Below are 25,835 nucleotides of genomic sequence, written 5' to 3'. Positions count from 1 at the left end.
AGGGTGCGCCGGGGGAGTGGGTCCGCGAAAAGTGGTCCGACCTGCCGATCCGCCGATCGGCTGAGGTCCGCGGCGGCGGACGGCTAACCTCGCGTCATGGGTCTCAAAGAGCTGCTGTTCATGGACACCCCGGTGCCGTCGCTGCGCGGCCGCAAGGTCCTCGTCACGGGTGCGGCGAGCGGAATCGGCAGGGCGACCGCCCAGGCCGCCGCCGCCCGGGGCGCCGAACTCGTGCTCACCGACCTGCATGCCGACCAGCTCGACGAGGTCGTCGCGGCCATCACCGCGGCGGATGGAACGGTCCTCTACCACGTTGCGGGCGACGTCTCGGATTACGACTGGGTGGCCGGTTTCGCCAGGCAGGTCGACGCCGAGGTCGGGGTCATGGATGTGGTGATGAACATCGCGGGGATCTCGGCGTGGGGGACGGTGGAGAACCTGGAACACCGCCACTGGCGAAAACTGGTCGACGTCAACCTGATGGGACCGATCCACGTCATCGAGTGTTTCGTGCCGCAGATGATCCGGCGGGGCCGTGGCGGTCACCTCGTCAACGTGTCGTCGGCCGCGGGGTTGTTGGCCCTGCCGTGGCACGCCGCCTACAGCGCCAGCAAATTCGGTCTGCGCGGGGTGTCCGAAGTGCTGCGATTCGATCTGCGGCGCCACGGTATCGGGGTGTCCCTGGTGTGTCCCGGCGGGGTCGACACGCCACTGGTGGACTCCGTCGAGATCGTCGGTATCGATCGTGAGAACCCCCGGGTCAAGGCCGCCATCAACGGTTTCCACAAGGTCGCGGTGTCGCCGGACGTCGCAGCGGCGGCGATCCTGAAGGGAATCCGCAAGAACCGCTTTCTGGTCTACACCTCGTTCGACATCCGCTTCGGCTACTGGTGGGCACGAAAGTTCGCGCTGCCCTACGAGATCGCCATGCGCGTGGCCAACGATCGTTTCGACCGGCTCGCGCGGGTGAGCGGCAAGGGCCTCGAGGCACGAGCTGCCGACGAGCACTCTCCCCGGTGAGCCCAGGCTTCGCCAAGACTCTGCGGGAGAGTGGTCCGCCGGGCGGCCACCCTGATTTCTTCGCGGCCGAGGCCGCCGGCCTGCGCTGGCTCTCGGAGTCGGGAGCGCCTGTCGTGCAGGTGATCTCGGTGAACTCAGACTCCATCGAGCTGGAACGCCTCGAGCGCGGCCGCCCCGCGCCCGCGGCGGCAAGGGATTTCGGGGTTGCTCTGGCGGGGATGCACGACGCCGGCGCCCCACAGTTCGGTTCTCCGCCTGCCGATTCGGGAGGAACGCCATTTCGAGGTCAGCTCTTCATCGGTAGGCGGGAGCTGAGTTCTGTCGAATACCGGTCGTGGGGCGAGTTCTACGCGCGTGAGCGGGTGGAACCGTATCTGGTCCCGGCCCGCGAGGCCGGAAACCTCACCACCGCCGACGAGGACGCGGTCCGCGACGCGTGCGCCCTGATCGCCGACGGCGTGTTCGACGACGACGACGGACCGGCACGCATCCACGGCGATCTCTGGAACGGCAACGTCATGTGGACTCCGCGGGGTGTCGTGATGATCGACCCGGCCGCGCACGGCGGTCACCGGGAGACCGATCTCGCGATGATGGCGCTGTTCGGGTGTCCGCACCTCGACTCGATTCTCGCCGGTTACCGGGACGTCCACCCGCTCGTGCCCGGGTGGCAGGACCGCGTCGACGTCCACCAATTGCATCCGCTGGCCGTGCACGCCGCCGGCCATGGTCCCGGATACGGTTCGTCGCTGGGCCGGGCAGCACGGGCATCCTCAGCGCTCGCGCGGGGATGACGCACCCCATAATCGTCGGCGTGACTCCTAACGGCATGCCCCGCAACAGTGTGCTCGTCGTCTCGGCGACGCGGGCCGAGGCCAGACATGTGCCACCCGGAACACGGGTGCTCGTGACCGGCATCGGCAAGGTGCGGGCGACGATGGCGCTGAGCCGGGAACTCGCCCGCGGCGCACCGGTGTCGGAAGTGATCAACATCGGTACGGCGGGTGCCCTGCGCGACGGTGTGACCGGCGATGCCGACCTGGGTCTGTTCCTGCCGTCGGAGGTGCTCGAGCACGACATCAGCAGCACCGAGCTGCGGGCGATGGGTTATGAGATGACCGATCGATGGGCACTGCCCGACGGCGACGGAACCGTCCTGGCATCCGGCGACACCTTCGTCGCCGATCCGGTTCGTCGGCGGGAGCTCGCCGAACACGCTCACCTCGTCGACATGGAGGGGTGCGCGGTCGCCCATGTGGGTGCCGAGTTCGGCGTACCCTGCCGCCTGGTCAAGGCGGTCACCGACAATGCCGACGAAGGCGCGATGGACTGGCCCGGGCTCGTCGACGCCGCGGCGCGTCGGCTGGGACGGTGGCTGGAGCTCAACGTCGAGCGGTGAGACCTCAGGACCGGGTGTCGGCGACTCCGGCCGGGGGGATGTCGGTCGCCGACTCGTAGGCCGGGATGTCCGAACGTCGTGGTGCGGCGGGCGAGGCGTCCGACGGGGTGAGGTCCGGAGCGCCGAGATCTGCCACCGTCGGCCGCGTCGCGCCCGAAGCAGTGCGAGGAGCACTCGCCGAGCGCGGGGTCGGAGACGGCCGGTCCGAGGGGACGCCGGCACGGGGCTTGCGCCGCGATCCCGATTCCGCTGCCTGCGCCTTGGGCGGCGTCTTCGGGGCCGGGGTCCTCGTAGCGGCAGACTTCGCCGCCGGCGGAGCCGACGACTGGGCCTGCTCGGTCGGTCGGGGCTTCTCGGCGCGCGATGCCGACGGTGCATCGGTGTTCGATCCGGGAGCGCCGGCGCCCGCGGCGCCCTTGGCTCGGCGATGCGATGTCGCGCGAGCGCGCGGGCGGTCGGTCCCGCTGCCGGTGGTGGCTCTGTTGGTCGACTCCCGGTCGGCCTTGTCGCGGTCGGGGGTCCGGCGTTTCGCGGACTCGGCGGCATCGCGGGTCAGGAACCACCGGGCGAGCACGAGCGCGAGCGTGACCAGGAACGTCGTCAACATCCAGGGGAAGTCGGCGGCGATGGGCAGCAGGACGTTGAAGATGAGACTCTTCAGCCCCGACGACGCCTGCTCGGAATTGAGGCCGTACAGGGTGACGATGCTGACGAAGAAGGCGATGAGCGGGGGCTGCGCGGCGGCGGTGAACAGCGCACGGCGACGCACGGCCAGCGCAGCGATCACACAGCCGACGAGGTAGCAGAACTTGAAGATCGATCCGAGCGACTCGTTGCTGCCGGCATCGATCGCCGCGCCGAGGCCCGTGATCCCGGTTCCCAGGAGGACGGCGCCCCACCACGGCACGCCGCGGACCGCGGGCAGTACCGACTGCTGGTCCAGCGGTACCGCGGTTTGGAGACGTTGCGGGGAAGACACATGGTCACGGTACCGGTTCGTCGACGGAATTCGTTCCACCCCCGGGCCGGGGCGTCGGGGCCGGCTCCGGCGTCGTCCCAGGTGTGACCGCCGAGCCCGCAGCGCGGCAGGTGTCGTGGATCACCGGGGGCCGCGGGGCGTCGGGGACGTCGCCGAGGGCGTCGAGTTCGGCCAGTCGGCGCGCGGTGACGCCGAGGCGGCTGTCCACCGAACCGATCGTCGAGTTGTAGGCGTCGACCGTGCGCTGCAGCGAGGTGCCGAGCGTGCCGAGGTGACCGAGGACCCCGGCGAGGCGTTGGTGGAGCTGCAGACCGAGGTCGTGGATCACCGCGGCGTCGCGGGCCATCGCATCGTGGCGCCAACCGAGCGCGACGGTACGCAACAGGGCGATGAGCGTGGTCGGGGTGGCGATGACCACGTTGCGGGCGAAGCCGAACTCGAGCAGATCCGGATCGGTACGCGCGGCGGCCTCCAGCACGACGTCACCGGGTAGGAACAGCACCACCATCTCCGGCGTGTTGTCGAAAGCCGACCAATAGGACTTCGCGGACAGCCGGGCGATGTGCGCGCGCAACGCGCGGGCATGCTCGCCGATGAGTTTGTCGCGTGCGGATGTGTCGGTGGCCTCGGCCGCTCGCAGGTAGGCGTCGAGTGGCACCTTGGCGTCGACGATGATGTCGCGGCCACCGGCGAGGTGGACGACGAGATCCGGACGCAGTGTGGTGCCACCGCGGCTCCCCGAACCGTTGGCGGCGGACGTGTCCGTGACCGACACCTGCGTGCTGAAGTCACAGTGCTTGGTCATGCCTGCGAGCTCGACCACCCGCTCGAGCTGGACCTCACCCCACCGGCCGCGTGCGTGCGGACTGTGCAGCGCGTTGGCCAGCTGCCGGGTCTGGTCGTTCAGCGCGATCGATGCCGAGTGGATGCCGCGCACCTGTTCGGTCAGGCCCGCGTAGGCGCCGATCCGGTTGTTCTCGACCCGGCGCAGTTCGTCGGCGAGCTGCGCCAGGTTGGCGCGTAGCGGCTCGACGATGTGGGCGACCGAACTGCCGATCGCCGACGACTGCCGCCGGGCCGCGTCCTCCGTGGCCCACGACAGCGAGGACGCAACGTCCTCCCGGCCGGCGCGCAGCATCTCCACCTCGGCGCGGGCGGCCGCCACGGTCGCGGCGCTGCGGGCGGCGTGCGCCCACCAGCCCAGCGCGATCCCGAGGACGAGGCCGACGACGAGCGAGAGCGCAGCAGCAGTCATGTCGTCGATGGTGTCGGACACCTCCGACAAGTCCGTCCGCGCGACCGCCGGCGTCGAGCGATCAGGTCCCGTCGGCCTGGGGTCGGGCGCCCGCCTCGAAGTCGAGCAGCCACTGCTTCGTCGGCAGTCCGTATCGGAAGCCACCGAGTGTGCCGTCGCTGCGCTTCACCCGGTGGCACGGCACGAAGAGGGCGGCCGCGTTGCGAGCGCACGCCGCTGCAGCGGCCCGGACCGCGGCGGGCTGGCCTGCCAGCTCGGCGAAACGGGTATACGTGACCGGGTGTCCGGCCTCGACCTCACGCAGGGCATCCCAGGCCGGGCCGAGAAAAGCTCCGCCGGAGCGTTGCACGACGGCGATCCGCGACGGCGCGGCGAGGTCGCCGTCGTAATAGGCCGACACCGCGTCGGTGATGGGGCCCAGCCCGGTCGACGGCTGAAGTGACTCCGGCCGCAGATCGCGGTGCACGAGTGCGATGAGATAGGCGGGGTCGTCGGTCCACCCGGAGGCCAGGACACGATGGTCGGCGTCGGCGACGACGGTGAACGGACCGTTGGGCGTCGCGACGGTGGCGAACTCGCCCACTGTCGTTGTGGGACCGCTTGTTTCGAGGGTGTTCGGGTCAGGGATGGTGGTCGGTGCGGACATGTCGCTCCTTGTGATCGGGAGGGCTGGGATCGGTACGGGGTTGACGGTCGTCGGATGTCAGCTCGTCACACGATCTGTCCGGCGGCGTCGAGTCGGTGTCGCCACAGGTGCATGGTCGCGTACGAGCGCCACGGTGCCCAGTGCTGTGTGTCCCGCAGATCGACACCGAGGTCGGCGGCTGCTCGGACGACGACGAGGTCATTCGTGAGCAGGACGTCGGGATCGCCGGTGACTCGCATCGTGACGATGTCGGCGGTCCAGGGGCCGATGCCGGGCAACTCCAGAAGCTGGGCACGAAGATCAGACGCATCGACCCCTACGTGCGGTTCCACCCGACCTTCGGCGAGTGCTTCGGCGACCCCGATCACGGCGTCGATGCGACGTCTCGGGCCGCGCAGGACCTCATGCCCGCGAGCGGCGATTACGTCGGGCGTCGGAAAGGATCTCGACGCGGGCTCGCCGGCCGACCCGGCCCCCTCGGTCGGGGTTCCGTCCGACGACACGGGGAACGATTCGCCGACTGGTTCACCGAGGACGTCGACGAGCCGGTCGATCTGGTTGCGGGCGGCGGCGAGGCTGACCTGCTGACCGAGCATGGTGCGGATGATCGTCTCGGCCGGGTCGAGACTGCCCGGCGCGCGAAGTCCGGGAGCTCGGTTCACGAGTCGCCGCATCGTGTCGTCCCCGGCCAGCGCGTCCTGCGCGGCGGTGATGTCGGCGTCGAGGTCGAGCATGCGGCGAATCCGGTTGACCGCGACGCCCAGATCGCGCATGTCGAGTCCGCGGAGCGCGACGAGAGCGTGATCGTCCCGCGGCTCCACCTCCACCGAGGCCGTGCGGTGCGGCAGCGCGAGAATCCGACGGTAACGCCAGCCGTAGGGACTGTCCGGGGCGTCGACGACGGATTCGACCCCTGCCGCGGCGTGTGCGTCCAGGAACCACCGCATCCACGGCCACCGATACGGTGCGCGGAAGGGCAGTCGCAGGGTGACGCTTCCCGGAGCCGAATCGGTGCCGATCGAGTTCGCCCTCCGGGTGGGCAGGCGTCGGAGCTCTGTCGGGTTGAGCCCGTAGACCGCGCGGACGGTGTCGTTGAACTGGCGCACGCTCGCGAACCCGGCGGCGAAAGCGATGTCGGTCATCGGCATCGTCGTGCACTGGATGAGCACTCGGGCGTTGGTGGCTCGATGGGCTCGGGCGAGCGCGAGTGGCCCCGCACCCAGGTGTCGGGTCAGCACGCGGGTGAGATGTCGGGGTGAGTACCGCAGGCGCGCGGCGAGCCCGTCGACTCCTTCGCGTTCGACCACCCCGTCGGCGATGAGCCGCATCGCTCGAGCCGACATGTCGGCGTTGATGTTCCACAGCGGGGAGCCGGGTACGGCATCGGGAGCGCACCGCCGGCAGGCGCGGAAGCCCTGCTGCTGGGCGGCCGCGGCGGTGAGGACGAACGCGACGTTGGCGGGTCGGGGCGTCTGTGCCGGGCACGACGGGCGGCAGTAGATGCCGGTCGTGCGGACCGTCACGAAGAACTGTCCGTCGAAGCGGGCATCACGGGCCTGCACTGCGCGGTAACACCGGTCGAAGTCCGGCGCGAAACCCCCGGTGTCGGGTTCTGTTGCGGTGCCTGTGGTCACCCGTCCACTGTGTCACCCGGCGGCCATCCGGTCTGGCGGGAATCGGACATCGCGGCAGCCGTCCCACCGAGCGGGCGAAAAGTGTGATCTGGGTTACATCCATGTGGCACCATGGCGCCATGACCACCCGGTTCGATGGCCGCCGCAGAAGTCGGCACGACGACCTTCCCCTCGCCGGACTCCCCGCGTGGGGTCTGGAGATGATGATGGGCCTCTACGGCCCGGAGACGATCCGGCGTGCCTGCGCCGAGGAGTCCGAGCTCGGTGTCGAGGCCTCGCCGGGAGCGCTGGTCGCCGGGCACGCACCCCCTGCTGCCGTCCCGATCACGGCGCGACCGGGCGCGGGACCGGACGGTCGCGAGGACACCCCGGCGGTCTTCAACCAGGTCGACGCCGAACTGGAGGCGATCAACTCACTGGTGCGTTACCTCGGACGGAAGCTCCGCCGCCGCTGATCCCGCCGCGTACGGATCACCTGTTCGTACGACCGTCGCCCCGTCGATGTCGCATTGTCACGCCGATGTGTGAGGATCCTCAGGTGACCGACAGCCCGGACGATCAGCGCGCGGACACCACGTCCGCCGACGCGAGACAAGACACCAGCACGATCGGTGCCGACGCCGTCCTAGGCGGCGACGCGGTGCTCGGCGGCGGCGAGAAGACGTATCCGACGCGCGCGCAGGTGATGATGGCCGGCTTGCGCTCCTGCGCGACGGTAGGCCTCCAGATCGTGCTCGTGGCCGCTGCCCTCTGGGTGCTGTTCTGGTTGCTGGCGAAGTTCTGGGTGATCTTGCTGCCCATCTTGCTGGCGATCATCGCGTGCACCATCCTGTGGCCGCCGGTGCGGTGGATGCGCAACCACGGGATACCGGCCGCTGCCGCGTCGTTGCTGATGATGCTGATCGGGCTCGGTGTGCTCGGCGGTGTGATCGGCCTGATCGTGCCGTCGGTCGTCGACCAGGCCCCAGAACTCGCGAGTCGCGCGACCGACGGCGTCCGGCACCTGCAGGACTGGGTGCAGGGGCCGCCTCTCAATGTCGACGACAAGCAACTCGACAACATGGTCGACACGATCACCGGTCGCCTGCAGTCGAGCGCGTCGGTCATCGCGGCAGGTGTGTTCAGCGGCGTCGGGACGGCCACCTCACTTCTCATCACGATGTTCACCTCCCTCGTGCTGGTGTTCTTCTTCCTCAAGGACGGCCCGAAGTTCGTGCCGTGGCTCGACCGCACTGTCGGCCGCCCGTCGGGCAACCACCTCGGCGAGGTGCTGACCCGCATGTGGAACAGCCTGGGTGGCTTCATCCGGACACAGGCGATCGTCAGCTTCGTCGACGCCGCACTCATCGGTCTGGGTCTGTTCATCCTGGGAGTACCGCTGGCCGGGGTGCTGGTGGTCATCACCTTCCTGGGTGGCTTCATCCCCATCGTCGGTGCGTTCGTCGCCGGTGCGTTGGCGGTGTTGATCGCCCTGGTGTCCAACGGACTGACCACCGCGCTCATCGTTCTCGGCATCATCCTCGCGGTGCAGCAACTCGAGGGGAACGTGTTGCAGCCGTGGCTGCAGGCCAAGTCGATGGACCTGCACGCGGTGATCGTGCTTCTGTCGGTCACGCTCGGCGGCACCCTCTTCGGCATCACGGGCGCGTTCCTCGCGGTGCCCGCGGTGGCCTCCCTGGCCGTGGTCCTGCGCTACCTGAACGAGCAGATCGCCGAGCGCGCCGGGGAATCGCTGCCGCCGCCGAACACCCCGGTGACGTCGCAGGTAGGTGTCCCGGACAAGGATCCACCGGAGGAGCGGAAGAACCCGGTGAAGGGGCTGCTGGACCGCGACTGACCCGCCGGGCCGACGCCCCGACGGTCTCCGCCTTGCCTGCCGATAGACTGGGCGCCCGTGAGTCTCACCCTGGGAATCGTCGGCCTGCCCAACGTCGGTAAGTCGACCCTGTTCAATGCCCTGACCCGTAACGACGTCCTCGCGGCGAACTACCCGTTCGCCACCATCGAGCCGAACGTCGGCGTGGTCGAACTACCCGACAGCCGGCTCGGCCGCCTCGCCGAGATCTTCGGCAGCGAGCGGATTCTGCCCGCCACGGTGTCCTTCGTCGACATCGCCGGCATCGTCAAGGGCGCGTCGGAGGGTGAGGGGATGGGCAACCAGTTCCTGGCCAACATCCGCGAAGCCGACGCCATCTGCCAGGTCGTGCGAGTCTTCGACGACGGCGACGTCGTCCACGTCGACGGTCGTGTCGACCCCTTCGCCGACATCGAAGTCATCGAGACCGAGCTGATCCTGGCCGACATGCAGACCCTGGAAAAGGCCATCCCGCGTCTGGAGAAAGACGCGCGTAAGAACAAGGACCTGGCCGAGACGCTTGCCGCCGCGAAGACGGCGCAGGAGATCCTCGACACCGGTAAAACCCTGTTCTCGCAGCAGGATTCGTTCGACCTGTCATCGGTACGCGAGCTGCACCTGATGACCGCGAAGCCGTTCCTCTACGTCTTCAACTCCGACGAGGGAGTCCTGACCGACGACGCCCGCAAGGCCGAGTTGCGCGCCGCCGTCGCACCCGCGGACGCGGTCTTCCTCGACGCCAAGGTCGAAAGTGAACTCCTCGAACTCGACGAGGAGGACGCCCAGGAACTGCTCGACTCCATCGGACAGGACGAGCCGGGCCTGACGTCGTTGGCGCGCGCCGGTTTTCACACCCTCGGACTACAGACCTACCTCACGGCCGGCCCCAAGGAATCCCGCGCCTGGACCATCCACCAGGGCGACACCGCGCCCAAGGCAGCCGGTGTCATCCACACCGACTTCGAAAAGGGCTTCATCAAGGCCGAGATCGTGTCCTTCGACGACCTCGACGCCGCCGGATCGATGGCTGCGGCCAAGTCGGCAGGCAAGGTGCGCATGGAGGGCAAGGACTACGTCATGAAGGACGGCGACGTGGTCGAGTTCCGATTCAACGTCTGACGAGCGATGACTTCCGTCGCGTCGAACGAGGAGCTCTACCTCGCGGGTGGCTGCCTGTGGGGAGTGCAGGCCTTCGTCGCGACGCTGCCGGGGGTGACGTTCACCGAGGCAGGCCGGGCGAACGGAACGAGCCAGTCCCTCGGCGGTGACTACGACGGGTACGCCGAGTGTGTCCGGACCCGGTTCGATCCGACCGTGGTGAGCGTCGAGCAGCTGATGACATATCTGTTCGAGATCATCGACCCGTACAGCGTGAACAGGCAGGGCCCCGATGTCGGCGAGAAGTACCGCACCGGCGTGTACTCCGAGGACCCTGAGCACCTCGACCGGGCGCGAGCCTTCCTCGGCGCGCGGGTAGACGCGGATCGCATCGCCGTCGAGGTGCAACCGCTGACCAACTATGTGCGCAGCGCCGACGAGCACCAGGATCGGCTCGCATGTATTCCCGAGAGTGCGTGTCACCTTCCGCAGGAATTAGTGGCGAAGTACCGCGCCTGACGAAGCGACCGACAGACCTCAACTCGACAGCCAGACCTCGATCGAAGTCCATCGGTCGAGATGAGGTTCGCCGGTCGGTCGTATTCGGCAAGCGCGCCCACCAGCGTGACCGCCATGCTGCAGACCCCGGACGGGCACGGGCGCCTCGAACTCTTCGAGTACATCCACCCGGGTCACGGGTTCTGACCGAAGGGGTTGCCGCCGAACGGCAACGGGGAGCCACCCGATCCGCTGCCGGACTCCGGCACCGTCGTCTCCTGCTCGTCGACGGCACTGCCGAGCTTCACCTCGACCGTGCGCGTATCCGAACCCGAACCGACGGTCACCGGCACCGTCTCGCCGGGCTTGTGGGTGAGGATCTGCGCCATGAGATCGGCGTAGTCGGCGACGGCGGTGTCCCCGATCTTGGTGATCACATCGCCCTGCCGGATTCCCGCAGCCGCGGCGGGACCGCCACGCTGCACCGATGAGACCGTCGCGCCCTCGGTCCGGTCGCCGGCCGACAGCGAACCCGACACACCCAGAACAGGTTTGGTGGCCTTGCCGTCCTGCAGCAGCTGATTCGCGATGCGTTTGGCGGTGTTGATCGGGATCGCGAAGCCCAGCCCGAAGGACTGCGGTCCGCCCGTCGCTGCCTGACCGGTGTCGACCGCCGAGTTGACCGCGATCACCTGCCCCTGCAGATTCACCAGTGGCCCACCGGAATTGCCCGGGTTGATGGGCGTGTCGGTCTGGAGGCCGTTGTACACGGTGAGTGACGAACCGCTCTCGTCCCCGGCGGTCACCGTGCGCGACAGTGCGCTGACGATCCCGGAGGTCACCGTGTTGGACAGGCTGTCCGGGCTACCGACGGCCACCACCTGCTGGCCCACCTTGAGCGCGTCGGAATCGCCGAGCGTCGCCGGGGTCAGTCCCGACGCGCCCTCGAGCTTGATCACCGCCAGGTCGTAAGACGGCGCATTGCCGGTGACGGTGGCGTTGTGCTGGTGTCCGTCGCCGGTGGTGACGACGATCGTGCTCCCGGCGCCCGCACCGGCGACGACGTGATGGTTGGTCAGGACGTACCCGTCCGGGGACAGGACGATGCCGCTGCCCACGGCCGTGCCGTTCGCGGTCTGCACCTTGATGTCCGCCGTCGACTTCGACGCCACGCTCGCGGCGTAGGTCACCGAACCGGGTTGCGCATCAGCGGCATTGGCCGCCGCGGCCGGCTGCGAGCTGAGCACCGGGACCGATGCGGCGTCGTGCCCGAGCAGTGCACTGCCGCCGATGCCCACCGCGCCGCCGAGAAGTCCGGCGAGGAGTGCGGTGACGATGATCGGCTTGGTCACCCCGGCGCGTGGTCGCGGCATCGGTGGTTGCGACATCGGTGCGTGCGGCGGCGGGGCCTGCTGGTTCATCATCCAGGGCCCGGGCGGCTGCGCAGGACCGCGGGGCGGCACAAAGGGTTCGGTGATCGGATCGTGGTCGTCGGGGGTCTGTGGCTCGGGGTTCTGGGGCATGGGGGTCTGAGGCGTGTTCACGGCACCACGATGCCCGCGCCTCATGTGAACAGGGCTACAGATAACCTGCGGATTTCCTGACAAGCTCGACGCGGACTCTCAGGTGTTTCTGACCTGCGGACAATGGATTCCGCGGTGTTGTTCGCGCGCGAAAAACCTGTTGTCCACCGAATGGGTTCCCACGGTAGGGTGATCCGCCGATCACCCGGCACCGACGCAACTCCTGAGGGCAGTGCCATTTTCATCGACCACGTAACCGTCGCAGATCTCGACGATGCGGCTCGCACTCTCACCGCCGCTTTTGACGCCTATCCCTGGACACGATGGTCCATCCCTGCCGATGGGTACCGGGATCGGCTGCAACGACTTCAACGGATGTACCTGGGGTACGCCTTCGATCACGGCATCGTGCTGGCCACCCAGGATCTGTCTGGTGTGATCGCGCTGCTGCCCCCGGATGCGCCGGAGCCCGACGAACAGTTCCACGAAGCGGTGGCACGATTGCACGGCGACCGACTGGCCGCGGTCGCCGGTGCTCACACCCCTGCGCCTCCGGAGGGCACCTGGAGCCTGGCGACGCTCGGCGTCCACCCGGACAGCCAGGGAAAGGGTTTGGGAAGCGCGCTGGTCCGTGCCGGGTTGGGCGTCGTCGACGAGACGGACCCACCGGGTGCGCGAGTCGCGCTCGAGACCTCGGACGATCGTAACGTGCAGATCTATGAGCGAGCCGGATTCATGGTCACCGCAACGACTCCGGTGGACGCGGGGCTCGTCGTGCACTCGATGCTCCGCGAGCCGGGTGGCGACGGGTTGTCAACGACCGGTTGAGACCGCTGCTACCGTTCCCCGCGTGGCAGCGGACTTCGAACTGACCGATGACGACCTGCGGGTCGTCGTGCGGTATGCCACCGGTTGGGCTGAAGAAGTGCTACCGGTTTTCGAGCGCGTTCGACCCGACGACGCGCGCCCTCGCGCGGCCATCGAGGCGGCCCGGCAATTCACCGGCGGGGCACGCAGATCTGCGCTTCAGCGGACAGCGGCCTTCGCCGCGCACCGTGCCGCGAAGACCGCGCCGTCGGAGGCCGCGCGACTGGCCGCGCAAGCCGCGGGCGACGCCGCGGCGGCCGCATATCTGCATCCGATCGCGAAAGCACATCAGGTGGGACACATTCTGCGGGCCCCGGCCAACTGGGCCTACATCGCCGAACTCGAGAGCGGCGGCGACCCCGCGGTCGGGAACGCGATGACCGAGACCGTGTGCAAACGGACGCCGCCGGAACTGGTCGAGGTGCTGAGCCGGTATCCGCAACCCAGTGGCGGGGCCTCGCGCGTCGCTGTGCTGATGGCCGATCTCGACAACCGGTTGCGTGGGACGAGTCCACGCTTCGAGTGGGACGCCTGACTGAGACGAATGGCCGCTCGGTGTCACTCAAAAGCTCTGTGCGGGAACGGATTTTGTCGCTCATTCGCGTGACAAACGAATCGCGTCATGGGAGGGTGTGCCTGGCCGATGAGTGCAATCCGATTCACCGGCCTTCGGAGTTGTCACATGTCGAAAGGTCTCCAGTGTCCTCGTCTGAACTCGGTCTCACCATGTTGTTCGCTTTCATCGGTCCGCTCCTGGCGCTGTACGCCAACGGCAGCTAGCGCGTAGGGGTCTCGCGGACCCCGTGATCTCCGCCGGCCGCACGGATTCGCTGTGTCACCCCGTGCGGCCGGCGGCGCCCGGGACACGCGGCGACGTTCCCGGTGAAAGTTGCACATCGCGCGCTGGTCGTCGTCGATACTGCATCGGTGACTCTTTCCAGACGAACCGTCCTCTCGCCGGCGATCGTGGTGCTGCTCGCAGTGGCCGGATTGCTCGTACCGACGCAGGCGAGCAGCAGCGCCGCCCCCACGGGCTGGCGGTACACGATGGTCGCCTTCAGCAATTCGAGTGCGCGCGACATGGATGTGTACGAGTCAACCGACGGACTCGAATACACCATGGTGCGCAAGTCCGCCTATCGGCCGCCGACGGGTTATGTGCGCGATGCGAGCATCTTCCGGCACACCGACGGTTGGTACTACGTGACGTACACGACCGCCGACGGGGCGAGCATCGGGTTCGCCCGCAGCCGTGACCGCGTCAACTGGAACTTCTTGTACAACTGGCCGGTGCCGCTGTGCTGCGCGTTCTTACCGGGCACCGGCGACGGCAGGGGACTCGGGTCGTCGAGCGGGCCCGGTTCCTCCGGGTCGGCGGGATCGAGCGACGGTCCGTCCTTGTCGCCGTTCACGACCAAGGCCTGGGCTCCGGAGTGGTTCGTCGAGGGCGGTCGGGTCAACGTGATCCTGTCGATGTCGACCGGTGGCGGCTTCGTTCCGTATGTGATGACGGCGCTCGATCCCGGGCTGCGAATGTGGAGTCCGCCCATCCCGGTGCTGAGCATCGGTGCCGATCACATCGACACCACGGTCGTCAAGGTCGGTCCGACCTATCACGCGTTCACCAAGAACGAGACGAAGAAGTTCATCCAGCACGGGGTCGCGACGTCGTTGTACGGGCCTTACCGCTTCGTGCCGCCGGGCAATTGGGGACTCCTTGTCGAGGGTCCGGCCGTCATCCAGTTGCCGAACGGTGCCTGGCGCATGTACCTCGACGCCTATCGGAACAACCGGTACCTCTACTCCGACAGCACCGATGGGATGCGTACCTGGTCGCCGGTGAAACAGATCCCCGGCATCTCCGGGACGGTCCGTCACGTCGGGGTCATGCGCGAACGAGCCTGACCGTGAGGCCACGGCCCGGCGTGGGCAGATATCTCATCGCGAGCGTTGGGGCGTCAACCGTCGTGCTCGGTGAGATTCGGCACCGTGCCGAGGCTTCGGCGGCCACCTACTCTCGGTGAAGTCGGGGGTGTTTTGCCCGTTTCTCGAGAGGTCCTGATGAGTACACCTGTCCTGCCCGCCCTGGTCGATGTCACCTGGTTGCGGGAACGTCTGGATGACCCGTCCGTGGTCATCGTCGACGCGACCACCCACCTCCCGATCCCGAAGGAGGGGCCCTACGTCCCGGAGTCGGGCGCGGAGTCCTATCGCGCGGAACACATCCCGGGCGCGGTGTTCGCCGACCTGCTGACCGATTTCGCCGATGCCGCCAGCCCCGAACCCTGGACGGTTCCGTCGTCGGAGCAGTTCGCCTCGGCCGCTTCCGCATTGGGTATCGGCGACGGGGCCACCGTGGTGGTCTACGACCAGCTCGAGGGGTTCTGGGCCACCCGATTGTGGTGGCACCTGCGCCTCGAAGGATTCGACGCCGTGACCGTGCTCGACGGCGGACTGCCGGCCTGGAAGGCTGCCGGCGCCCCGGTGACCGATGCCGAGTCGACCGTCACCCCGCGTGCCTTCAGTGCGACGCGTCGTCCCGAGCTCCTCCGATCGACCGTCGATGTCGCCGCGGCGCTGGATGATCCGTCGACTCTGTTGGTGAACGTTCTCGACGAGGCGACCTATCGTGGTGAAACCACCACGTACGCGCGGCAGGGTCACATTCCCGGGTCGGTGAACCTACCGGTGTTCTCGATCCGTGACGCCGAGACCGGCGACCTCCGGCCGATCGACGAGTTGCGTCGTGAGTTCGAGGCGGCCGGGTTGCTGGCCGCCGACGCCAAGGTCGTCACCTATTGCGGCGGTGGCATCGCGGCCACCGGAATCGCACACGCGCTCGCGCTTGTCGGTCGCGACGACGTCGCGGTGTACGACGGATCGATGACCGCCTGGGCCAACGACCCGTCGCTCCCGCTGGTCACCGGATCCGAACCTCGCTGACGGAGATCAACCGACGGTGATGGCGTCCAGACGCTGCCTGATGAAGTCCCCGGACACCACCGGTTCGAGCCCGGCGCGACGCCCCACGGGCGGAGCGACCGGGCAGACGAGCGCGTCATGGTCGAGCTCGTAGAAGTAGATCAGCGAGACGAGGTCTTCGGCGGGCGCGTCGGATTGTGGTGGGAGGACGCGGTGTCGGCCCGCGGGCCAGCGCCCGGCCGACCAGTATTCGAGGATGTCGCCGATGTTCACGGTCAGTGCCTCTGGGTTCCAGGGTGCATCCGCCCAGCCGGAATGTTCACTGTAGACCTGTAATCCACCGGCGCCCGGTTCGCGGTCGACAATGGTGACGGTGCCGAAGTCGGTGTGCGGTCCGATGCGGAACTGGCCGGGCTCGGGATGTCCGACGTCGTGCAGCGGTGGGTAGTGGTTGATGTTCGACGACCAGGTCGGGTTCGACGCGAGGTCCCGGAACGGGTTGTCCGGGCCGACGAGGCCGAGTGCGGCGGCCATCAGTGCGAGCAGGTCGTCGGACAGTCGCCTCATCTGAGAAGTCCACGCGGTGAACAGCTCCCGGAGTTCGGGTGTCTCCGTCGGCCAGACGTCCGGGGCGAACCAGTATCCGTCGATCTCGGGTATTCCCACCGGCGTCTGCGCACCGGAGGTGAACGACTCCTTCAGATCCGGTGGGGTCTCGGTGCCCTCGGCGAATCCGTTGGCCTCTTTACCCGGCCCGATCCAGCCGCGCCCGCCGACACCGGCGGCGTAGCGCCCCTTGACGTCGGAGGGGAGGGCGAAGAAACGCCGAGCTGCCGCGCGCAAGGATCGCGGCAACTCCGGATCGAGCCCGTGCCCGGTGACGAGTAGGAATCCGGCCTGCTGCAGTGACTCGTCGACGGCGGCGCAGACCCGTTGTGCGGCAGATCCTCCGGAGCGCCACTCGCCGAGGTCGACGGTGAGGACCGGGCTGCCGGTCATGGCTTGGTCTCCGTCGCGTCGGCCGGGGGGATTCCGATGTCCTCGTTCCAGACGGCCGGGTTCGCCGCGATGTACGACGCCATCATCTCGGTGCATCGTTCGTCATCGAGCACGATGACCTCGACCCCGTTGTCGCGCAACCAGTCCTCTCCGCCGTAGAACGAGGTGTGCTCGCCGATGACGACCGTACCGATACCGAACTGACGGACGAGACCCGAGCAGTACCAGCACGGCGACAATGTCGTCACCATGATCGTCGAGGCATAGTCCCGTTGCCGTCCCGCAGCGCGGAACGCATCCGTCTCACCGTGTGCTGACGGGTCGTCGGCCTGCACGCGCCGATTGTGGCCCGCACCGAGCACGGTGCCGTCGGCAGCGAAGAGGGCCGCACCGATCGGGATGCCGCCTTCGTCGAGGCCGCTGCGGGCCTGCCGGTAGGCGACGTCGAGCATCCCGGAGAGGTCCAGCCCGGCGCGGTCGGGGAGCGAGAGCGTCATGGTCTCGAGAGTGCCGCGTGGCGACAGCGGCTGCAACTGACAGATCGTCGTGCTGCGGTCCGCGTGAACGGTGCATAGTGTCTCGAGCATGACGGGCAGTCGACAAGCGGCGAAATCCACCTCGCCGACACTGCGGGAGATCCTCGACAATCAGCTGGCGGCGGCCGAGCCGCGCGTCCTGAGTGGCCGCGAGAGCCTCGACGCGCCGGTGCGGTGGGTGCACTCGAGCGAGATCTATGAGATCGGGCCGTTGCTCACCGGCGGCGAACTGTTGCTGACGACGGGTCTCGGCCTGCGCGGACTCGACGCGGGCACACGCAAACACTACGTCCACGACCTTGCGCAGCGAGGGGTCGCGGCCCTCGCGGTCGAGGTCGGCCGCACCTTCGAGGACGTGCCCGAAGAGATGGTGCGGGCGGGATCGGCAGCGCGGCTGCCGATCATCGAACTGCGCGCGGTCGTCCCCTTCATCGATGTGTGCCGCGCGGTCAACACCGCTATCGCCGCACGCGAGGTCGACGAATTGCGCGTCCGCGCGACGCTCGTGGACGCACTCCACGACGACCTGGCGGCCGGGGCGGGCGTCGCGCCCATGATTGGTCGTGTCGCCCAGATCCTCGGTGCTCCAGTCGTTCTCGTGTCCACGTCCGGCGCCCTGCTGTCGGCGCACGGGGTCGACGACGATTCGGCGGCATGGCGGGTCGTCGATCGAGCCGTGTCCGAGGCCGTGGTCCTCAGCAAGGGACGTCCGATGGCCAGGTTGATAGTGGGGGAGCGTGCCGACGCCCACCCGATCCCGTTCGTCGAGAGCTTGCTGCGTGCGGCTGCCGCTCCCGTGGGGGTCGGCCTGGCCCGTACCGGTGTCCGGGGATCGGCGCTGGCCGCGCGGCTCGTCGAGGATCTCGTGGACGGCAGGCCGATGCGGCCCGCGGATCTGCGCACGCGTCTGGCCGCTGCGGGGGTGTCCCTGGCCGGACACACGGTTGTGGTCCCGCTGGCCGCCGAGGCTCCCGACCCGCGGATGGCCGACGCCGCGGTCGCCGGGGCGGCGCTGGAGTCGGTGGCGCACAGCATCGTCGACGCCACGGTCTATGCGCTCGCCGCGGTGCCGGCCGGCGCCGTCGAGGGCGGCGCGGATCCGGTCGACCAAGTGGTGTCTGCGCTGGTACAGCGGGGCAACCGACTCGGACGTACGACGGTCGTGGTCGGAAGGCCCTGTTCCCTCGACCATCTCGGACCCACCTCGGATGTCGCGGCGGTTCTCACCGAATCACTACGCCGATGCGGGCGGCAACTCGGACCAGCAGCTTCCACCGCAGTGCGCCTCGGGACAGATCGCCGGGTGTTCACCTCTCGCGAACTTCTCGCCGACGACGCCGTCCGGGCGTTCGACCCCGCTATCCGCGCCGAGCTCCGGTTCCTTGTGGAACCACTGGTGTCGCACGATGAACGCTCGTCGTCGGATCTCGTCCGGACCCTGACGGTGCATCTGACCCATGGCTGCAGTGCGACGCGGTCGGCCGCGGCGCTGCACATCGGTCGGCAGAGTCTCTACCAGCGGCTGGAGCGTATCCGGACGCTCCTCGGTTTCGACCCCACCGAGTCGTCGGTCTACGCGTCGATGATGCTCGCGTTGCACTCGGTGACGAGCGAGCATCACCAGTTGTAGTCGAGGAACTTGCCGTCGAAGGTGACGACCACCCGGTCGCCGTTGGGGTCCGACCGTCGTTCGAAACCGATCTTGAAGTTGATGGCGCTCATGATGCCGTCGCCGAACTCCTCGTGGATGAGCTCTTTTAGCGCGGGTCCATAGACGTCGATCGCCTCGTGGAAGCGGTAGATGGTGGGATCGCTCGCCGCCGCATCGTCGGGTGTCCGTGTGGGCTGCTGCCGCAGACTCTCCGCCACACCCTCACCGAGACCCAGCAGTTCCACCACGGCGGTGGCTTTCGCGGCCGGGACCGGATGTTTGCCCAACAGTGCTGCGACAGTCCAGACAAGCGGGGCGTCGATCTTCTCCGCGATCGCCGTCCACGTGAGTCCCTGGCGTATCCGCGCGGCGTTGATCAGTTCTGCGGCATCGATTTTCGGCATGATCGGGGTGGTCATCGTCATCTCCATCGATAGTGTTGGACCACACCCACATTGCCGATCGTCGGGCGCGATGCCAAGTCGAGGCAGTGACATTCGGCAGTGTTCACACGATCGACATGCGCAGAGGGTGCCGGTGACGACACGAGAACTTCACAGGGTGGCGAGGCGAGAGTGAGGGCGGTGTAACAGGGGGACTCGTCGATGACACCGAACGGACATGTGACCTCGGTTCCATGGGGCGCAACAACTGAGGAGTTCGAGGAGAACCACATGTCCTATGTGAAACCGTCCGAATTCGCGGTGAAGATGGTCGACGCCGGCGAGTCCAAGGCGTTCATGTCCACCCGCGACACCCTGATCAGGGCGTTCATGGCCGGCGCGATCCTGGCTCTGGCCGCGGCGTTCGCGGTGACGGTCACCGTGCGAACCGGCGAACCGCTGCTCGGGGCAGTGTTGTTCCCGGTCGGCTTCATTCTGCTGTACCTGATGGGATTCGACCTGCTCACCGGCGTGTTCACGCTGGTGCCGCTGGCGCTGCTCGACAAGCGCCGAGGTGTGACGGTCCGGTCGATGCTGCGCAACTGGGGTCTGGTGTTCCTCGGGAACTTTCTCGGCGCGTTCCTGGTCGCGGTGATGATGGCGGTCATCCTGACCTACGGGTTCAGCGTCGCACCCGACGAGGTGGGGCAGCAGCTCGGCGAGATCGGTCACAGCCGCACCGTCGGTTATGCCGAGCACGGGGCGGCCGGCATGCTGACGCTGTTCATCCGCGGTGTGCTGTGCAACTGGATGGTGTCCACCGGCGTCGTCGCGGCCATGATGTCGACGTCACTGCCCGGCAAGGTGATCGGTATGTGGATGCCCGTCATGGTGTTCTTCTACATGGGTTTCGAGCACTCGATCGTCAACATGTTCCTCTTCCCGTCGGGACTCATGCTGGGCGGTGATTTCTCGATCGCCGACTACCTCGTCTGGAACGAGATCCCCACGGTCATCGGCAATCTCGTCGGCGGTCTCACCTTCGTCGGTCTGACGCTGTACCTGACGCACGTGCGGACCGCCCCGGACCGTCGACCGCCTGCCCACGACGCGACGACCGAGGTCGACGTGGCCGCGCCGGTCCGCACGACCACCTAGCTGACCGACCTCGGATCGCTGGGGTCATCCGAGGCGATGCGATCAGACGGCTGTCGCGGAACCCGGCTGCGCCGGACCGTCGTCCTGCAGGGCGCGGGCGTACCAGGCGCCCAGTCCGAGCAGGATGAGGCCGGTCACGATGAACACGATGACGCGGAAGATCCCGTCGAGGGTGGCGAGGTCGAAGAGGAACAGTTTGGCGATCGCGGCGGCGACGAGGACCAAGCCCCCGGTGACCGCGGCGGTGCGTGCCGCGCCGTTGCGACGCCGGGCGAAGGCGAGTGCTGCCCCGGCGAGAGCCATCCAGCAGGTGGTCGCCAGGACGTGCCCGGCCAGGAATCCGTCGGACCCGCCGACCAGAACGCCGGCCGTCACGCTGATCGCGGTGAGCGTGTACACGACCACCAGTCCGGCGGCGATGTGGGCGGCGCGCGAGACAGTCTCGTCGGTGATGCGCGCCCAGCCCGTTGCCAGGACGAGTGCTCCGGATGCCGCGAACAGGCTTGCGACAACGATTCCGAGGTTTGCGTCGCGTCCGATCAGGTCGGCGTCGGCGAGCACGAACGGCGGCGCCGCGTCGAGCAGGGCGGCGAAACCGATCGCCCAGATGACCGAGCTGCCGGCGAGGAGGACACGCGAGGTCGTCGACCACGTCCGGGCGACGAGACCGGTCACCGTGGCCAGCCCCAGCAGTACGGCGACCGCGACGGCGCCGTCGAAAGACACGAGAACTGCGACGAACAGCAGGAGAAGTGCGGTGGCGGACCAGATCTGGGCGACGGAATCGGGCATGAGACGCGCGGCGGCACCCGAACCCATGAGCCCCGAACCCATGAGTCCCGAGCCGACCAGCACCGTGCCGATCAGAGCGAGGGCGATGGAGATCTGCAGGATGACCGCACCCGGTAGGTGCATCGCCGTACCGGCGAAGAGCGCCGGGACGGTGGTCGCGCTCGCGAGGCCCGCCATCGCTTCGCGGAACTCCGTGGTGGGCATCGTGACCAGTGCGCCGGCAACACCCAGGACGACCACCACGGCGACGGCTGTCGCGAAGACCGGATCGGCGCTCCCGGGCGCGCTCCAGCCGACGAGTCCGAACAGGCCGACCAGGGTGAGTGGGATCGTGGGCGCCGCCAGGCGGACGGCATGCAGCCAGATCCAGTCACGGCCGAGCTGCACCCACGCCGACGCGGCGCAGAGCACCACCATGAATGCGATCAAGGTGGTGTCCAGTCCGCCCGTGAGGACCGGCGCGAGGACGATCAGCGGCACCACGACCAGGAGCCCCAGATGTTCGCTGCGCCACCGATGGGCCAGCACCAGACCACCTGCCGCGACGAGTCCGGCGACGCCGAGGCCCGGGACGATCGGTAGCCACTCGTAGATCTTGGTCGCGGCCAGGACGTCGAGGTAGCCGGCCGCGATGCCGGTGGCGGTCAGGGCGATGGCACCGATCCGGCCATCGGCCCGGCCGCGCAGCCACATTCCACCGGCGACGAGTGCCGCGGCGAGGACCGCGCCGCCGGCGACACGGAACTCCGGTCGGAGGACTCCCGCTTGCGCGGCCAGGACGAGGAGCAGTGCGACGCCGATGAGTGTGACGCCGACGCCGGCGGTGGCGAGGATCTTGCCGATCAATCCGCGCTCGGCCGCCGCGCCGATGCGTTCGGACATCGACGGTCGGGGCGGACGAGGAGGCGGGGTGACCGGCGGGACGACCGGCGATGCGGGCGGACGGTACGACGGCGCGTTCGTCGGACGGGGCATCGGCGGTACGGCGGGGCCCGGCGGCATCGGGGGAGCGGTGGTTCGGTGGGGCTGCGCGAACGGCGGCGCCGTCGGCAGCCAGGGTCGGGACGGGGGGACGAGTGGGGGACTGGCAGCCTGTGGCGGAGCCGACGTCACCGTCGGCCCGGCGACGATGCGCCGGAGTTCTGCGAACTCGGCTGAGACTGTGGACATCTGACGGGCGATGGCGTCGAATTCGGTCGAGATCCGGGCGAGCGTGGCGGTACCCGGATCGCCGCCGAACGTGCTGCTGGATGAGGTCATGGTTCGACGATGACCGCTCACGTCCGCGCGTGGATGAGTAGTCCTACCCAGAAGGCGTGGGGAGTTCGTGCGACGGTGCGTGTGTCCACTGCATCGAGGTGACGCCGGGCTGCGCCGACGGACCACAGCCGACGGTTACTGTTGTGCCCATGCCTGCGCAACGGGTGCGAATCGACAAGACCACGCCGCAGGTCTATCGGAAGCTGATCGCGGTGTCGACCGAGGTCGCCGCGGCCGCCGAGTCGATCGGGCTGAGTCGGTCACTCGTCGAGCTGGTGAATCTGCGGTGCTCGCAGATCAACGGCTGTGCCTATTGCATGGATCTCCACGCACAACTGGGCCGTTCCGCGGGTCTGTCGACGCAGCAGATCGACGTCATCGCCGGGTGGCGCGACGCGCCCGACCTCTTCGACGATGTCGAACAGGCCGCACTGGAGATCGCCGAACTGGTCACCGAGCTACCCGCGCACGACGCCGCCGATCTCGCCTACGACCGGGCGACCGACATCCTCGACACGGAGCAGACCGCGGTGCTGATCTGGGCGGCAGTGACCATCAACGCGTTCAACCGGATGTCCATCGTGAGCGGATACCGCCCACGGCCCGGCGCATCGCCCCGGAAGTCGGCGGCTCCGTTCACGCGAAGCGCGAACGGCTGACCGGTCGCCGTCGTCGACTCACCGTCCTTTCCGGGCGAAGACCCAGCCGGCCGCGGCGAGTGACACCAGCGTGATCGCCCCGCACCACGCGAGTCCGGTTGCAGACTGCGACCCCAGGTCGTGCACCGGTGACCCGCCGGTGCCCACACCGACGAGCAGGGCCCGTATCGATTCGATGACCGGGGTGACCGGCTGCGTCTCGGCGAAGCCGCGCAGCCACGTCGGCATCGTCTCCGGTGGCACGAATGCGCTCGACACATAGGGCAGGAAGAGCATGACGAAGCCGAAACTGCCTGCCGCGGCGGGTGTTCGTACCGACACCCCGATGAATGCGGCCAGGCAGGTGATCGCCAGAACATAGGCGAGGACGATCCCGGCAGCAGCGAGCCACTCGGCAGGCGATGCCGAGGGCCGGAAACCGATGGCCACCGCGACGATCAGGACGACCGCGGTGGACACGGAGTTCTTCACCAGACTGGCCGCGACATGTCCGAACACCACGGTCACACCGACGATGGGCATCGACCGGAAGCGGTCGATGATGCCGCCGTTCATGTCGGTGGCCACCGCCAGTGCGGTGTTGGACGCGCCGTAACCCGCGCACAGCAGGATGACTCCGGGGGTCGCATAGGTGATGTAGTCGGTACCCACGGACATGGCGCCGCCGAACACGTAGACGAACATCAGCATGATGGCGATCGGCAGGATGAGGGCGAGGAGCAACTCGTCGGGATCGCGGCTCATCATGCGCACCGACCGCGAGAACATCGTGGTCGCGTCGATCCGGAGGTGGCGAAGCCGCCTCGACGACGCGTCGTGGACCGGCGGGGCGTCGACGCTCATGCCGCGACCTCCTTGCCGGTCACCGGGACCGCCGGCCGGCCGGTCGAGGCCAGGAACACGTCGTCCAGTGTGGGAGAACGTAATTCCCAGGCGTCGACGGTGACCGTGGAGTGTTCCACGGCATCGAGGACCGCGCGCGTATGGGACAACGAGCGGTCGGTCGGGATGCGAACGGTGGTCGCCTGGACCGAGGGCCCGAAGCCGTTCAGGTCGCGGGCGAGCGCCGCCGCTTCGGCTGCGGTCGGCACGACGAACTCGAGTGCGGCCTCGCCGACGCGGCGTTTCAGGTCGTCCGGCGTGCCCGAGGTCCCGATCCGGCCGCCGCTGATGAGGGCCACGCGGTCGGCCAGGCGGTCTGCTTCCTCGAGGTATTGCGTGGTCAGCAACACCGCGGTTCCCTGGGCGACCACATCGTCGATGACCTGCCACAGCATCTGACGACTCCGCGGGTCCAGGCCGGTGGTCGGCTCGTCGAGGAAGAGCACCACCGGCCGATCGAGCAGCCCGGCAGCGAGATCGAGGCGCCGGCGCATGCCCCCGGAGTAGGTCGCCACCAACCGGTCGGCTGCATCGCTGAGATCGAACGCGATCAGCAGTTCGTCGACCCGGTCATCGACGGCCCGCCGGCGATGGTGGGCCAGACGCCCCATCATCGTGAGGTTCTCGCGACCGGTGAGCTTGTCGTCGACGGCAGCATATTGCCCTGTGAGACTGATGATCTCGCGCACCCGACGGCCCTGCGTGGCGACATCGAAACCGCCGACGCGCGCGGTCCCGCCGTCGGGTCGGGTGAGTGTGGACAGGATGCGGACCGTGGTGGTCTTGCCTGCCCCGTTGGGGCCGAGGAGGGCGACGACCTCGCCGGCGCCGACCTCGAGGTCGAGTCCACAGAGCACGGGCACTCGGCTGTCCCCGCTGCCCAGCGACTTGACGAGGCCGACGGCTTCGACGGGAGGAGCGGAGGTGTGGGTGCTGGTCGTCATGGCAATCCGATCTGTGTACGAGAGAAACTGTTTATTGCAGTAACTGCGTACACTAGACGCAGTTTCGTGCATCGGCAAGAGGAGATGAGGGTGCCGTGAGTTCCGAGGACACGCTGAAACGACTGTGGACGGGCGCACGGGAGGGCCGTCGCGGTCCGAAACCGGCGCTCAGTCTCGACCGCATCGTCGACGCCGCCATCGGTATCGCCGACGCCGAGGGCCTCGACGCGGTCTCGATGGCGCGAATCGGCGATGCGCTCGGGTGTTCGTCGATGGCGCTGTATCGCCATGTGTCGGGCAAGAATCAGTTGCTGATCCTGATGCTCGACACCGCGACCGGTGCCCTGACCCTCCCGCCCCGCACCGGGCGTTGGCGAGACGACCTGGTGGCGTGGACCCGCGCGCAGATCGACGGCATCGTGGAGCGCCCCTGGTACCTCGACCTTCCCCTCACCAGTGCGGTTCCCGGACCGAATCGCATGGCCTGGATCGAGGCGGCCTTCGAGATCCTCGACGACTTCGACCTGCCCGGCGACGACCGGTTCGAGATCGTCGGACTGCTTGCGCAGTACGCGTTGTCGGCCAGTCGGGTGGAGATCGAGCATCGTCGCAGCATCGAACACCGAGACGATGGTGACGACCATGACGGTGAGAATGAGAGCGGTGACGACCACGCCGGGGCGTCGTACTTCGAGCAGATTCTGACGAACCTCGCCGATCCCGCCCGGTTCCCGTGCACGGTCGCGGCTCTGGGTTCCCCGCGTTCTCAACCGGTCGACGAGGACTTCGGACTGCAGCTCATCCTGGACGGCATCGCCGCGCACGTCGCCCGATCTTCCTGAGGTCGGGGACGCACCGAGCGCGAACGGATCTGG

At 68.2% G+C, this 25,835-nt stretch carries 27 protein-coding genes; 16 read left to right on the top strand and 11 right to left on the bottom strand.

Going from position 1 to position 25,835, the window contains the following annotated elements:
* Window positions 1–96: 96 nt before the first annotated feature.
* Genes ACFW3F_RS16515 through ACFW3F_RS16505 form a run of 3 tightly spaced genes read left to right on the top strand, consistent with a single transcriptional unit; the run spans window position 97 to window position 2,419 of the window.
* A complete protein-coding gene (locus tag ACFW3F_RS16515; protein ID WP_388059183.1) occupies window positions 97–1,020 on the top strand; it encodes an SDR family oxidoreductase in 924 nt (307 codons plus the stop codon).
* On the top strand, window positions 1,017–1,814 hold the full coding sequence (locus ACFW3F_RS16510; protein ID WP_388059181.1) for a fructosamine kinase family protein: 798 nt from the start codon (window positions 1,017–1,019) through the stop codon (window positions 1,812–1,814). The genes ACFW3F_RS16515 and ACFW3F_RS16510 overlap by 4 nt, the downstream gene beginning before the upstream one ends.
* Window positions 1,811–2,419: a nucleosidase gene (locus ACFW3F_RS16505; protein WP_388059179.1), complete on the top strand. Its 609-nt coding sequence runs from the start codon at window positions 1,811–1,813 to the stop codon at window positions 2,417–2,419. The genes ACFW3F_RS16510 and ACFW3F_RS16505 overlap by 4 nt, the downstream gene beginning before the upstream one ends.
* Window positions 2,420–2,423: 4 nt before the next feature.
* On the opposite strand, the gene ACFW3F_RS16500 is transcribed toward ACFW3F_RS16505, so the two are convergent.
* The 4 genes from ACFW3F_RS16500 to ACFW3F_RS16485 form a co-directional block, all read right to left on the bottom strand.
* Window positions 2,424–3,398 (bottom strand): DUF6542 domain-containing protein, encoded by a 975-nt coding sequence (locus ACFW3F_RS16500; RefSeq protein ID WP_388059177.1) that lies wholly within the window; start codon window positions 3,396–3,398, stop codon window positions 2,424–2,426.
* 4 nt (window positions 3,399–3,402) lie between these two features.
* The gene (locus ACFW3F_RS16495; protein WP_388059175.1) at window positions 3,403–4,653 is read right to left on the bottom strand and encodes a DNA recombination protein RmuC; all 1,251 of its coding nucleotides are present in this window, start codon (window positions 4,651–4,653) and stop codon (window positions 3,403–3,405) included.
* A gap of 61 nt (window positions 4,654–4,714) precedes the next feature.
* Window positions 4,715–5,299 (bottom strand): methylated-DNA--[protein]-cysteine S-methyltransferase, encoded by a 585-nt coding sequence (locus tag ACFW3F_RS16490; RefSeq protein WP_388059173.1) that lies wholly within the window; start codon window positions 5,297–5,299, stop codon window positions 4,715–4,717.
* A 65-nt stretch (window positions 5,300–5,364) separates the two neighbouring features.
* Entirely contained in the window at window positions 5,365–6,933 is a 1,569-nt protein-coding gene (locus tag ACFW3F_RS16485; protein WP_388059171.1) for a DNA-3-methyladenine glycosylase 2 family protein, read from the bottom strand.
* Between the two features lie 119 nt (window positions 6,934–7,052).
* Between ACFW3F_RS16485 and ACFW3F_RS16480 the strand changes: the two genes are divergently transcribed.
* From ACFW3F_RS16480 to ACFW3F_RS16460, 5 genes are all read left to right on the top strand, one after another.
* The gene (locus tag ACFW3F_RS16480) at window positions 7,053–7,388 is read left to right on the top strand and encodes a hypothetical protein (protein ID WP_388059169.1); all 336 of its coding nucleotides are present in this window, start codon (window positions 7,053–7,055) and stop codon (window positions 7,386–7,388) included.
* An 83-nt stretch (window positions 7,389–7,471) separates the two neighbouring features.
* Window positions 7,472–8,770, top strand: a complete 1,299-nt coding sequence (locus ACFW3F_RS16475) for an AI-2E family transporter (RefSeq protein WP_388059167.1) — start codon at window positions 7,472–7,474, stop codon at window positions 8,768–8,770.
* 57 nt (window positions 8,771–8,827) lie between these two features.
* Window positions 8,828–9,907 carry a redox-regulated ATPase YchF gene (ychF, locus tag ACFW3F_RS16470; RefSeq protein WP_388059165.1) on the top strand — a complete coding sequence of 360 codons (1,080 nt, stop codon included), beginning with the start codon at window positions 8,828–8,830 and terminating at the stop codon, window positions 9,905–9,907.
* Between the two features lie 6 nt (window positions 9,908–9,913).
* Window positions 9,914–10,405: a peptide-methionine (S)-S-oxide reductase gene (locus ACFW3F_RS16465; protein WP_388059163.1), complete on the top strand. Its 492-nt coding sequence runs from the start codon at window positions 9,914–9,916 to the stop codon at window positions 10,403–10,405.
* Between the two features lie 60 nt (window positions 10,406–10,465).
* Window positions 10,466–10,591, top strand: a complete 126-nt coding sequence (locus ACFW3F_RS16460; RefSeq protein ID WP_388059231.1) for a hypothetical protein — start codon at window positions 10,466–10,468, stop codon at window positions 10,589–10,591.
* Here the strand turns inward: ACFW3F_RS16460 and ACFW3F_RS16455 are convergent.
* Entirely contained in the window at window positions 10,579–11,952 is a 1,374-nt protein-coding gene (locus ACFW3F_RS16455; protein ID WP_388059161.1) for a trypsin-like peptidase domain-containing protein, read from the bottom strand. The genes ACFW3F_RS16460 and ACFW3F_RS16455 overlap by 13 nt on opposite strands.
* A gap of 144 nt (window positions 11,953–12,096) precedes the next feature.
* Between ACFW3F_RS16455 and ACFW3F_RS16450 the strand changes: the two genes are divergently transcribed.
* The 4 genes from ACFW3F_RS16450 to ACFW3F_RS16435 all read left to right on the top strand — a co-directional run bounded on the left by ACFW3F_RS16450 (window position 12,097) and on the right by ACFW3F_RS16435 (window position 15,717).
* Window positions 12,097–12,735: a GNAT family N-acetyltransferase gene (locus tag ACFW3F_RS16450; RefSeq protein WP_388059159.1), complete on the top strand. Its 639-nt coding sequence runs from the start codon at window positions 12,097–12,099 to the stop codon at window positions 12,733–12,735.
* A 22-nt stretch (window positions 12,736–12,757) separates the two neighbouring features.
* The gene (locus ACFW3F_RS16445; protein WP_388059157.1) at window positions 12,758–13,309 is read left to right on the top strand and encodes a putative immunity protein; all 552 of its coding nucleotides are present in this window, start codon (window positions 12,758–12,760) and stop codon (window positions 13,307–13,309) included.
* A gap of 392 nt (window positions 13,310–13,701) precedes the next feature.
* Window positions 13,702–14,679 (top strand): arabinofuranosidase, encoded by a 978-nt coding sequence (locus tag ACFW3F_RS16440; protein ID WP_388059155.1) that lies wholly within the window; start codon window positions 13,702–13,704, stop codon window positions 14,677–14,679.
* A gap of 156 nt (window positions 14,680–14,835) precedes the next feature.
* Window positions 14,836–15,717, top strand: a complete 882-nt coding sequence (locus ACFW3F_RS16435; protein WP_388059153.1) for a sulfurtransferase — start codon at window positions 14,836–14,838, stop codon at window positions 15,715–15,717.
* 6 nt (window positions 15,718–15,723) lie between these two features.
* On the opposite strand, the gene ACFW3F_RS16430 is transcribed toward ACFW3F_RS16435, so the two are convergent.
* Both ACFW3F_RS16430 and ACFW3F_RS16425 read right to left on the bottom strand, forming a co-directional pair.
* Window positions 15,724–16,695: an isopenicillin N synthase family dioxygenase gene (locus ACFW3F_RS16430; RefSeq protein WP_388059151.1), complete on the bottom strand. Its 972-nt coding sequence runs from the start codon at window positions 16,693–16,695 to the stop codon at window positions 15,724–15,726.
* Window positions 16,692–17,192 (bottom strand): nucleoside deaminase, encoded by a 501-nt coding sequence (locus tag ACFW3F_RS16425; RefSeq protein WP_388059227.1) that lies wholly within the window; start codon window positions 17,190–17,192, stop codon window positions 16,692–16,694. Before ACFW3F_RS16425 ends, ACFW3F_RS16430 begins: the two co-directional genes overlap by 4 nt.
* A gap of 88 nt (window positions 17,193–17,280) precedes the next feature.
* Here ACFW3F_RS16425 and ACFW3F_RS16420 point away from each other — a divergent pair, with 88 nt between their 5' ends.
* Window positions 17,281–18,861, top strand: a complete 1,581-nt coding sequence (locus ACFW3F_RS16420; protein WP_388059149.1) for a PucR family transcriptional regulator — start codon at window positions 17,281–17,283, stop codon at window positions 18,859–18,861.
* Here ACFW3F_RS16420 and cynS read toward each other — a convergent pair.
* Window positions 18,849–19,301 (bottom strand): cyanase, encoded by a 453-nt coding sequence (cynS, locus tag ACFW3F_RS16415; protein ID WP_388059147.1) that lies wholly within the window; start codon window positions 19,299–19,301, stop codon window positions 18,849–18,851. The two genes, ACFW3F_RS16420 and cynS, sit on opposite strands and share 13 nt — an antisense overlap.
* 255 nt (window positions 19,302–19,556) lie before the next feature.
* Between cynS and ACFW3F_RS16410 the strand changes: the two genes are divergently transcribed.
* Window positions 19,557–20,423 carry a formate/nitrite transporter family protein gene (locus ACFW3F_RS16410; protein ID WP_388059145.1) on the top strand — a complete coding sequence of 289 codons (867 nt, stop codon included), beginning with the start codon at window positions 19,557–19,559 and terminating at the stop codon, window positions 20,421–20,423.
* 42 nt (window positions 20,424–20,465) lie between these two features.
* On the opposite strand, the gene ACFW3F_RS16405 is transcribed toward ACFW3F_RS16410, so the two are convergent.
* The gene (locus ACFW3F_RS16405; RefSeq protein ID WP_388059143.1) at window positions 20,466–22,475 is read right to left on the bottom strand and encodes a DUF2339 domain-containing protein; all 2,010 of its coding nucleotides are present in this window, start codon (window positions 22,473–22,475) and stop codon (window positions 20,466–20,468) included.
* A gap of 149 nt (window positions 22,476–22,624) precedes the next feature.
* Between ACFW3F_RS16405 and ACFW3F_RS16400 the strand changes: the two genes are divergently transcribed.
* Window positions 22,625–23,134 carry a carboxymuconolactone decarboxylase family protein gene (locus tag ACFW3F_RS16400; RefSeq protein WP_388059141.1) on the top strand — a complete coding sequence of 170 codons (510 nt, stop codon included), beginning with the start codon at window positions 22,625–22,627 and terminating at the stop codon, window positions 23,132–23,134.
* An 18-nt stretch (window positions 23,135–23,152) separates the two neighbouring features.
* Here ACFW3F_RS16400 and ACFW3F_RS16395 read toward each other — a convergent pair whose 3' ends face one another.
* Both ACFW3F_RS16395 and ACFW3F_RS16390 read right to left on the bottom strand, forming a co-directional pair.
* On the bottom strand, window positions 23,153–23,977 hold the full coding sequence (locus tag ACFW3F_RS16395) for an ABC transporter permease (RefSeq protein ID WP_388059139.1): 825 nt from the start codon (window positions 23,975–23,977) through the stop codon (window positions 23,153–23,155).
* On the bottom strand, window positions 23,974–24,960 hold the full coding sequence (locus ACFW3F_RS16390; RefSeq protein WP_388059137.1) for an ATP-binding cassette domain-containing protein: 987 nt from the start codon (window positions 24,958–24,960) through the stop codon (window positions 23,974–23,976). Before ACFW3F_RS16390 ends, ACFW3F_RS16395 begins: the two co-directional genes overlap by 4 nt.
* Before the next feature lie 95 nt (window positions 24,961–25,055).
* On the opposite strand from ACFW3F_RS16390, the gene ACFW3F_RS16385 reads away from it, so the two are divergent.
* Window positions 25,056–25,802 (top strand): TetR/AcrR family transcriptional regulator, encoded by a 747-nt coding sequence (locus ACFW3F_RS16385; protein ID WP_388059135.1) that lies wholly within the window; start codon window positions 25,056–25,058, stop codon window positions 25,800–25,802.
* Window positions 25,803–25,835 lie beyond the last annotated feature (33 nt).

Source organism: Gordonia sp. NPDC058843 (assembly GCF_042743165.1).
GTDB lineage: Bacteria > Actinomycetota > Actinomycetes > Mycobacteriales > Mycobacteriaceae > Gordonia.
This window is presented reverse-complemented; position numbering and strand designations above follow the sequence as displayed.

Coding starts and splice junctions, on each gene's coding strand:
- ACFW3F_RS16515 (WP_388059183.1), top strand. CDS start 97: ATGGGTCTCAAAGAGCTGCTGTTCATGGACACCCCGGTGCCGTCGCTG.
- ACFW3F_RS16505 (WP_388059179.1), top strand. CDS start 1,811: ATGACGCACCCCATAATCGTCGGCGTGACTCCTAACGGCATGCCCCGC.
- ACFW3F_RS16495 (WP_388059175.1), bottom strand. CDS start 4,653: ATGACTGCTGCTGCGCTCTCGCTCGTCGTCGGCCTCGTCCTCGGGATC.
- ACFW3F_RS16490 (WP_388059173.1), bottom strand. CDS start 5,299: ATGTCCGCACCGACCACCATCCCTGACCCGAACACCCTCGAAACAAGC.
- ACFW3F_RS16480 (WP_388059169.1), top strand. CDS start 7,053: ATGACCACCCGGTTCGATGGCCGCCGCAGAAGTCGGCACGACGACCTT.
- ACFW3F_RS16465 (WP_388059163.1), top strand. CDS start 9,914: ATGACTTCCGTCGCGTCGAACGAGGAGCTCTACCTCGCGGGTGGCTGC.
- ACFW3F_RS16460 (WP_388059231.1), top strand. CDS start 10,466: ATGAGGTTCGCCGGTCGGTCGTATTCGGCAAGCGCGCCCACCAGCGTG.
- ACFW3F_RS16455 (WP_388059161.1), bottom strand. CDS start 11,952: ATGAGGCGCGGGCATCGTGGTGCCGTGAACACGCCTCAGACCCCCATG.
- ACFW3F_RS16435 (WP_388059153.1), top strand. CDS start 14,836: ATGAGTACACCTGTCCTGCCCGCCCTGGTCGATGTCACCTGGTTGCGG.
- ACFW3F_RS16430 (WP_388059151.1), bottom strand. CDS start 16,695: ATGACCGGCAGCCCGGTCCTCACCGTCGACCTCGGCGAGTGGCGCTCC.
- ACFW3F_RS16425 (WP_388059227.1), bottom strand. CDS start 17,192: ATGACGCTCTCGCTCCCCGACCGCGCCGGGCTGGACCTCTCCGGGATG.
- ACFW3F_RS16420 (WP_388059149.1), top strand. CDS start 17,281: ATGACGGGCAGTCGACAAGCGGCGAAATCCACCTCGCCGACACTGCGG.
- cynS (WP_388059147.1), bottom strand. CDS start 19,301: ATGACCACCCCGATCATGCCGAAAATCGATGCCGCAGAACTGATCAAC.
- ACFW3F_RS16410 (WP_388059145.1), top strand. CDS start 19,557: ATGTCCTATGTGAAACCGTCCGAATTCGCGGTGAAGATGGTCGACGCC.
- ACFW3F_RS16405 (WP_388059143.1), bottom strand. CDS start 22,475: ATGACCTCATCCAGCAGCACGTTCGGCGGCGATCCGGGTACCGCCACG.
- ACFW3F_RS16400 (WP_388059141.1), top strand. CDS start 22,625: ATGCCTGCGCAACGGGTGCGAATCGACAAGACCACGCCGCAGGTCTAT.
- ACFW3F_RS16395 (WP_388059139.1), bottom strand. CDS start 23,977: ATGAGCGTCGACGCCCCGCCGGTCCACGACGCGTCGTCGAGGCGGCTT.
- ACFW3F_RS16390 (WP_388059137.1), bottom strand. CDS start 24,960: ATGACGACCAGCACCCACACCTCCGCTCCTCCCGTCGAAGCCGTCGGC.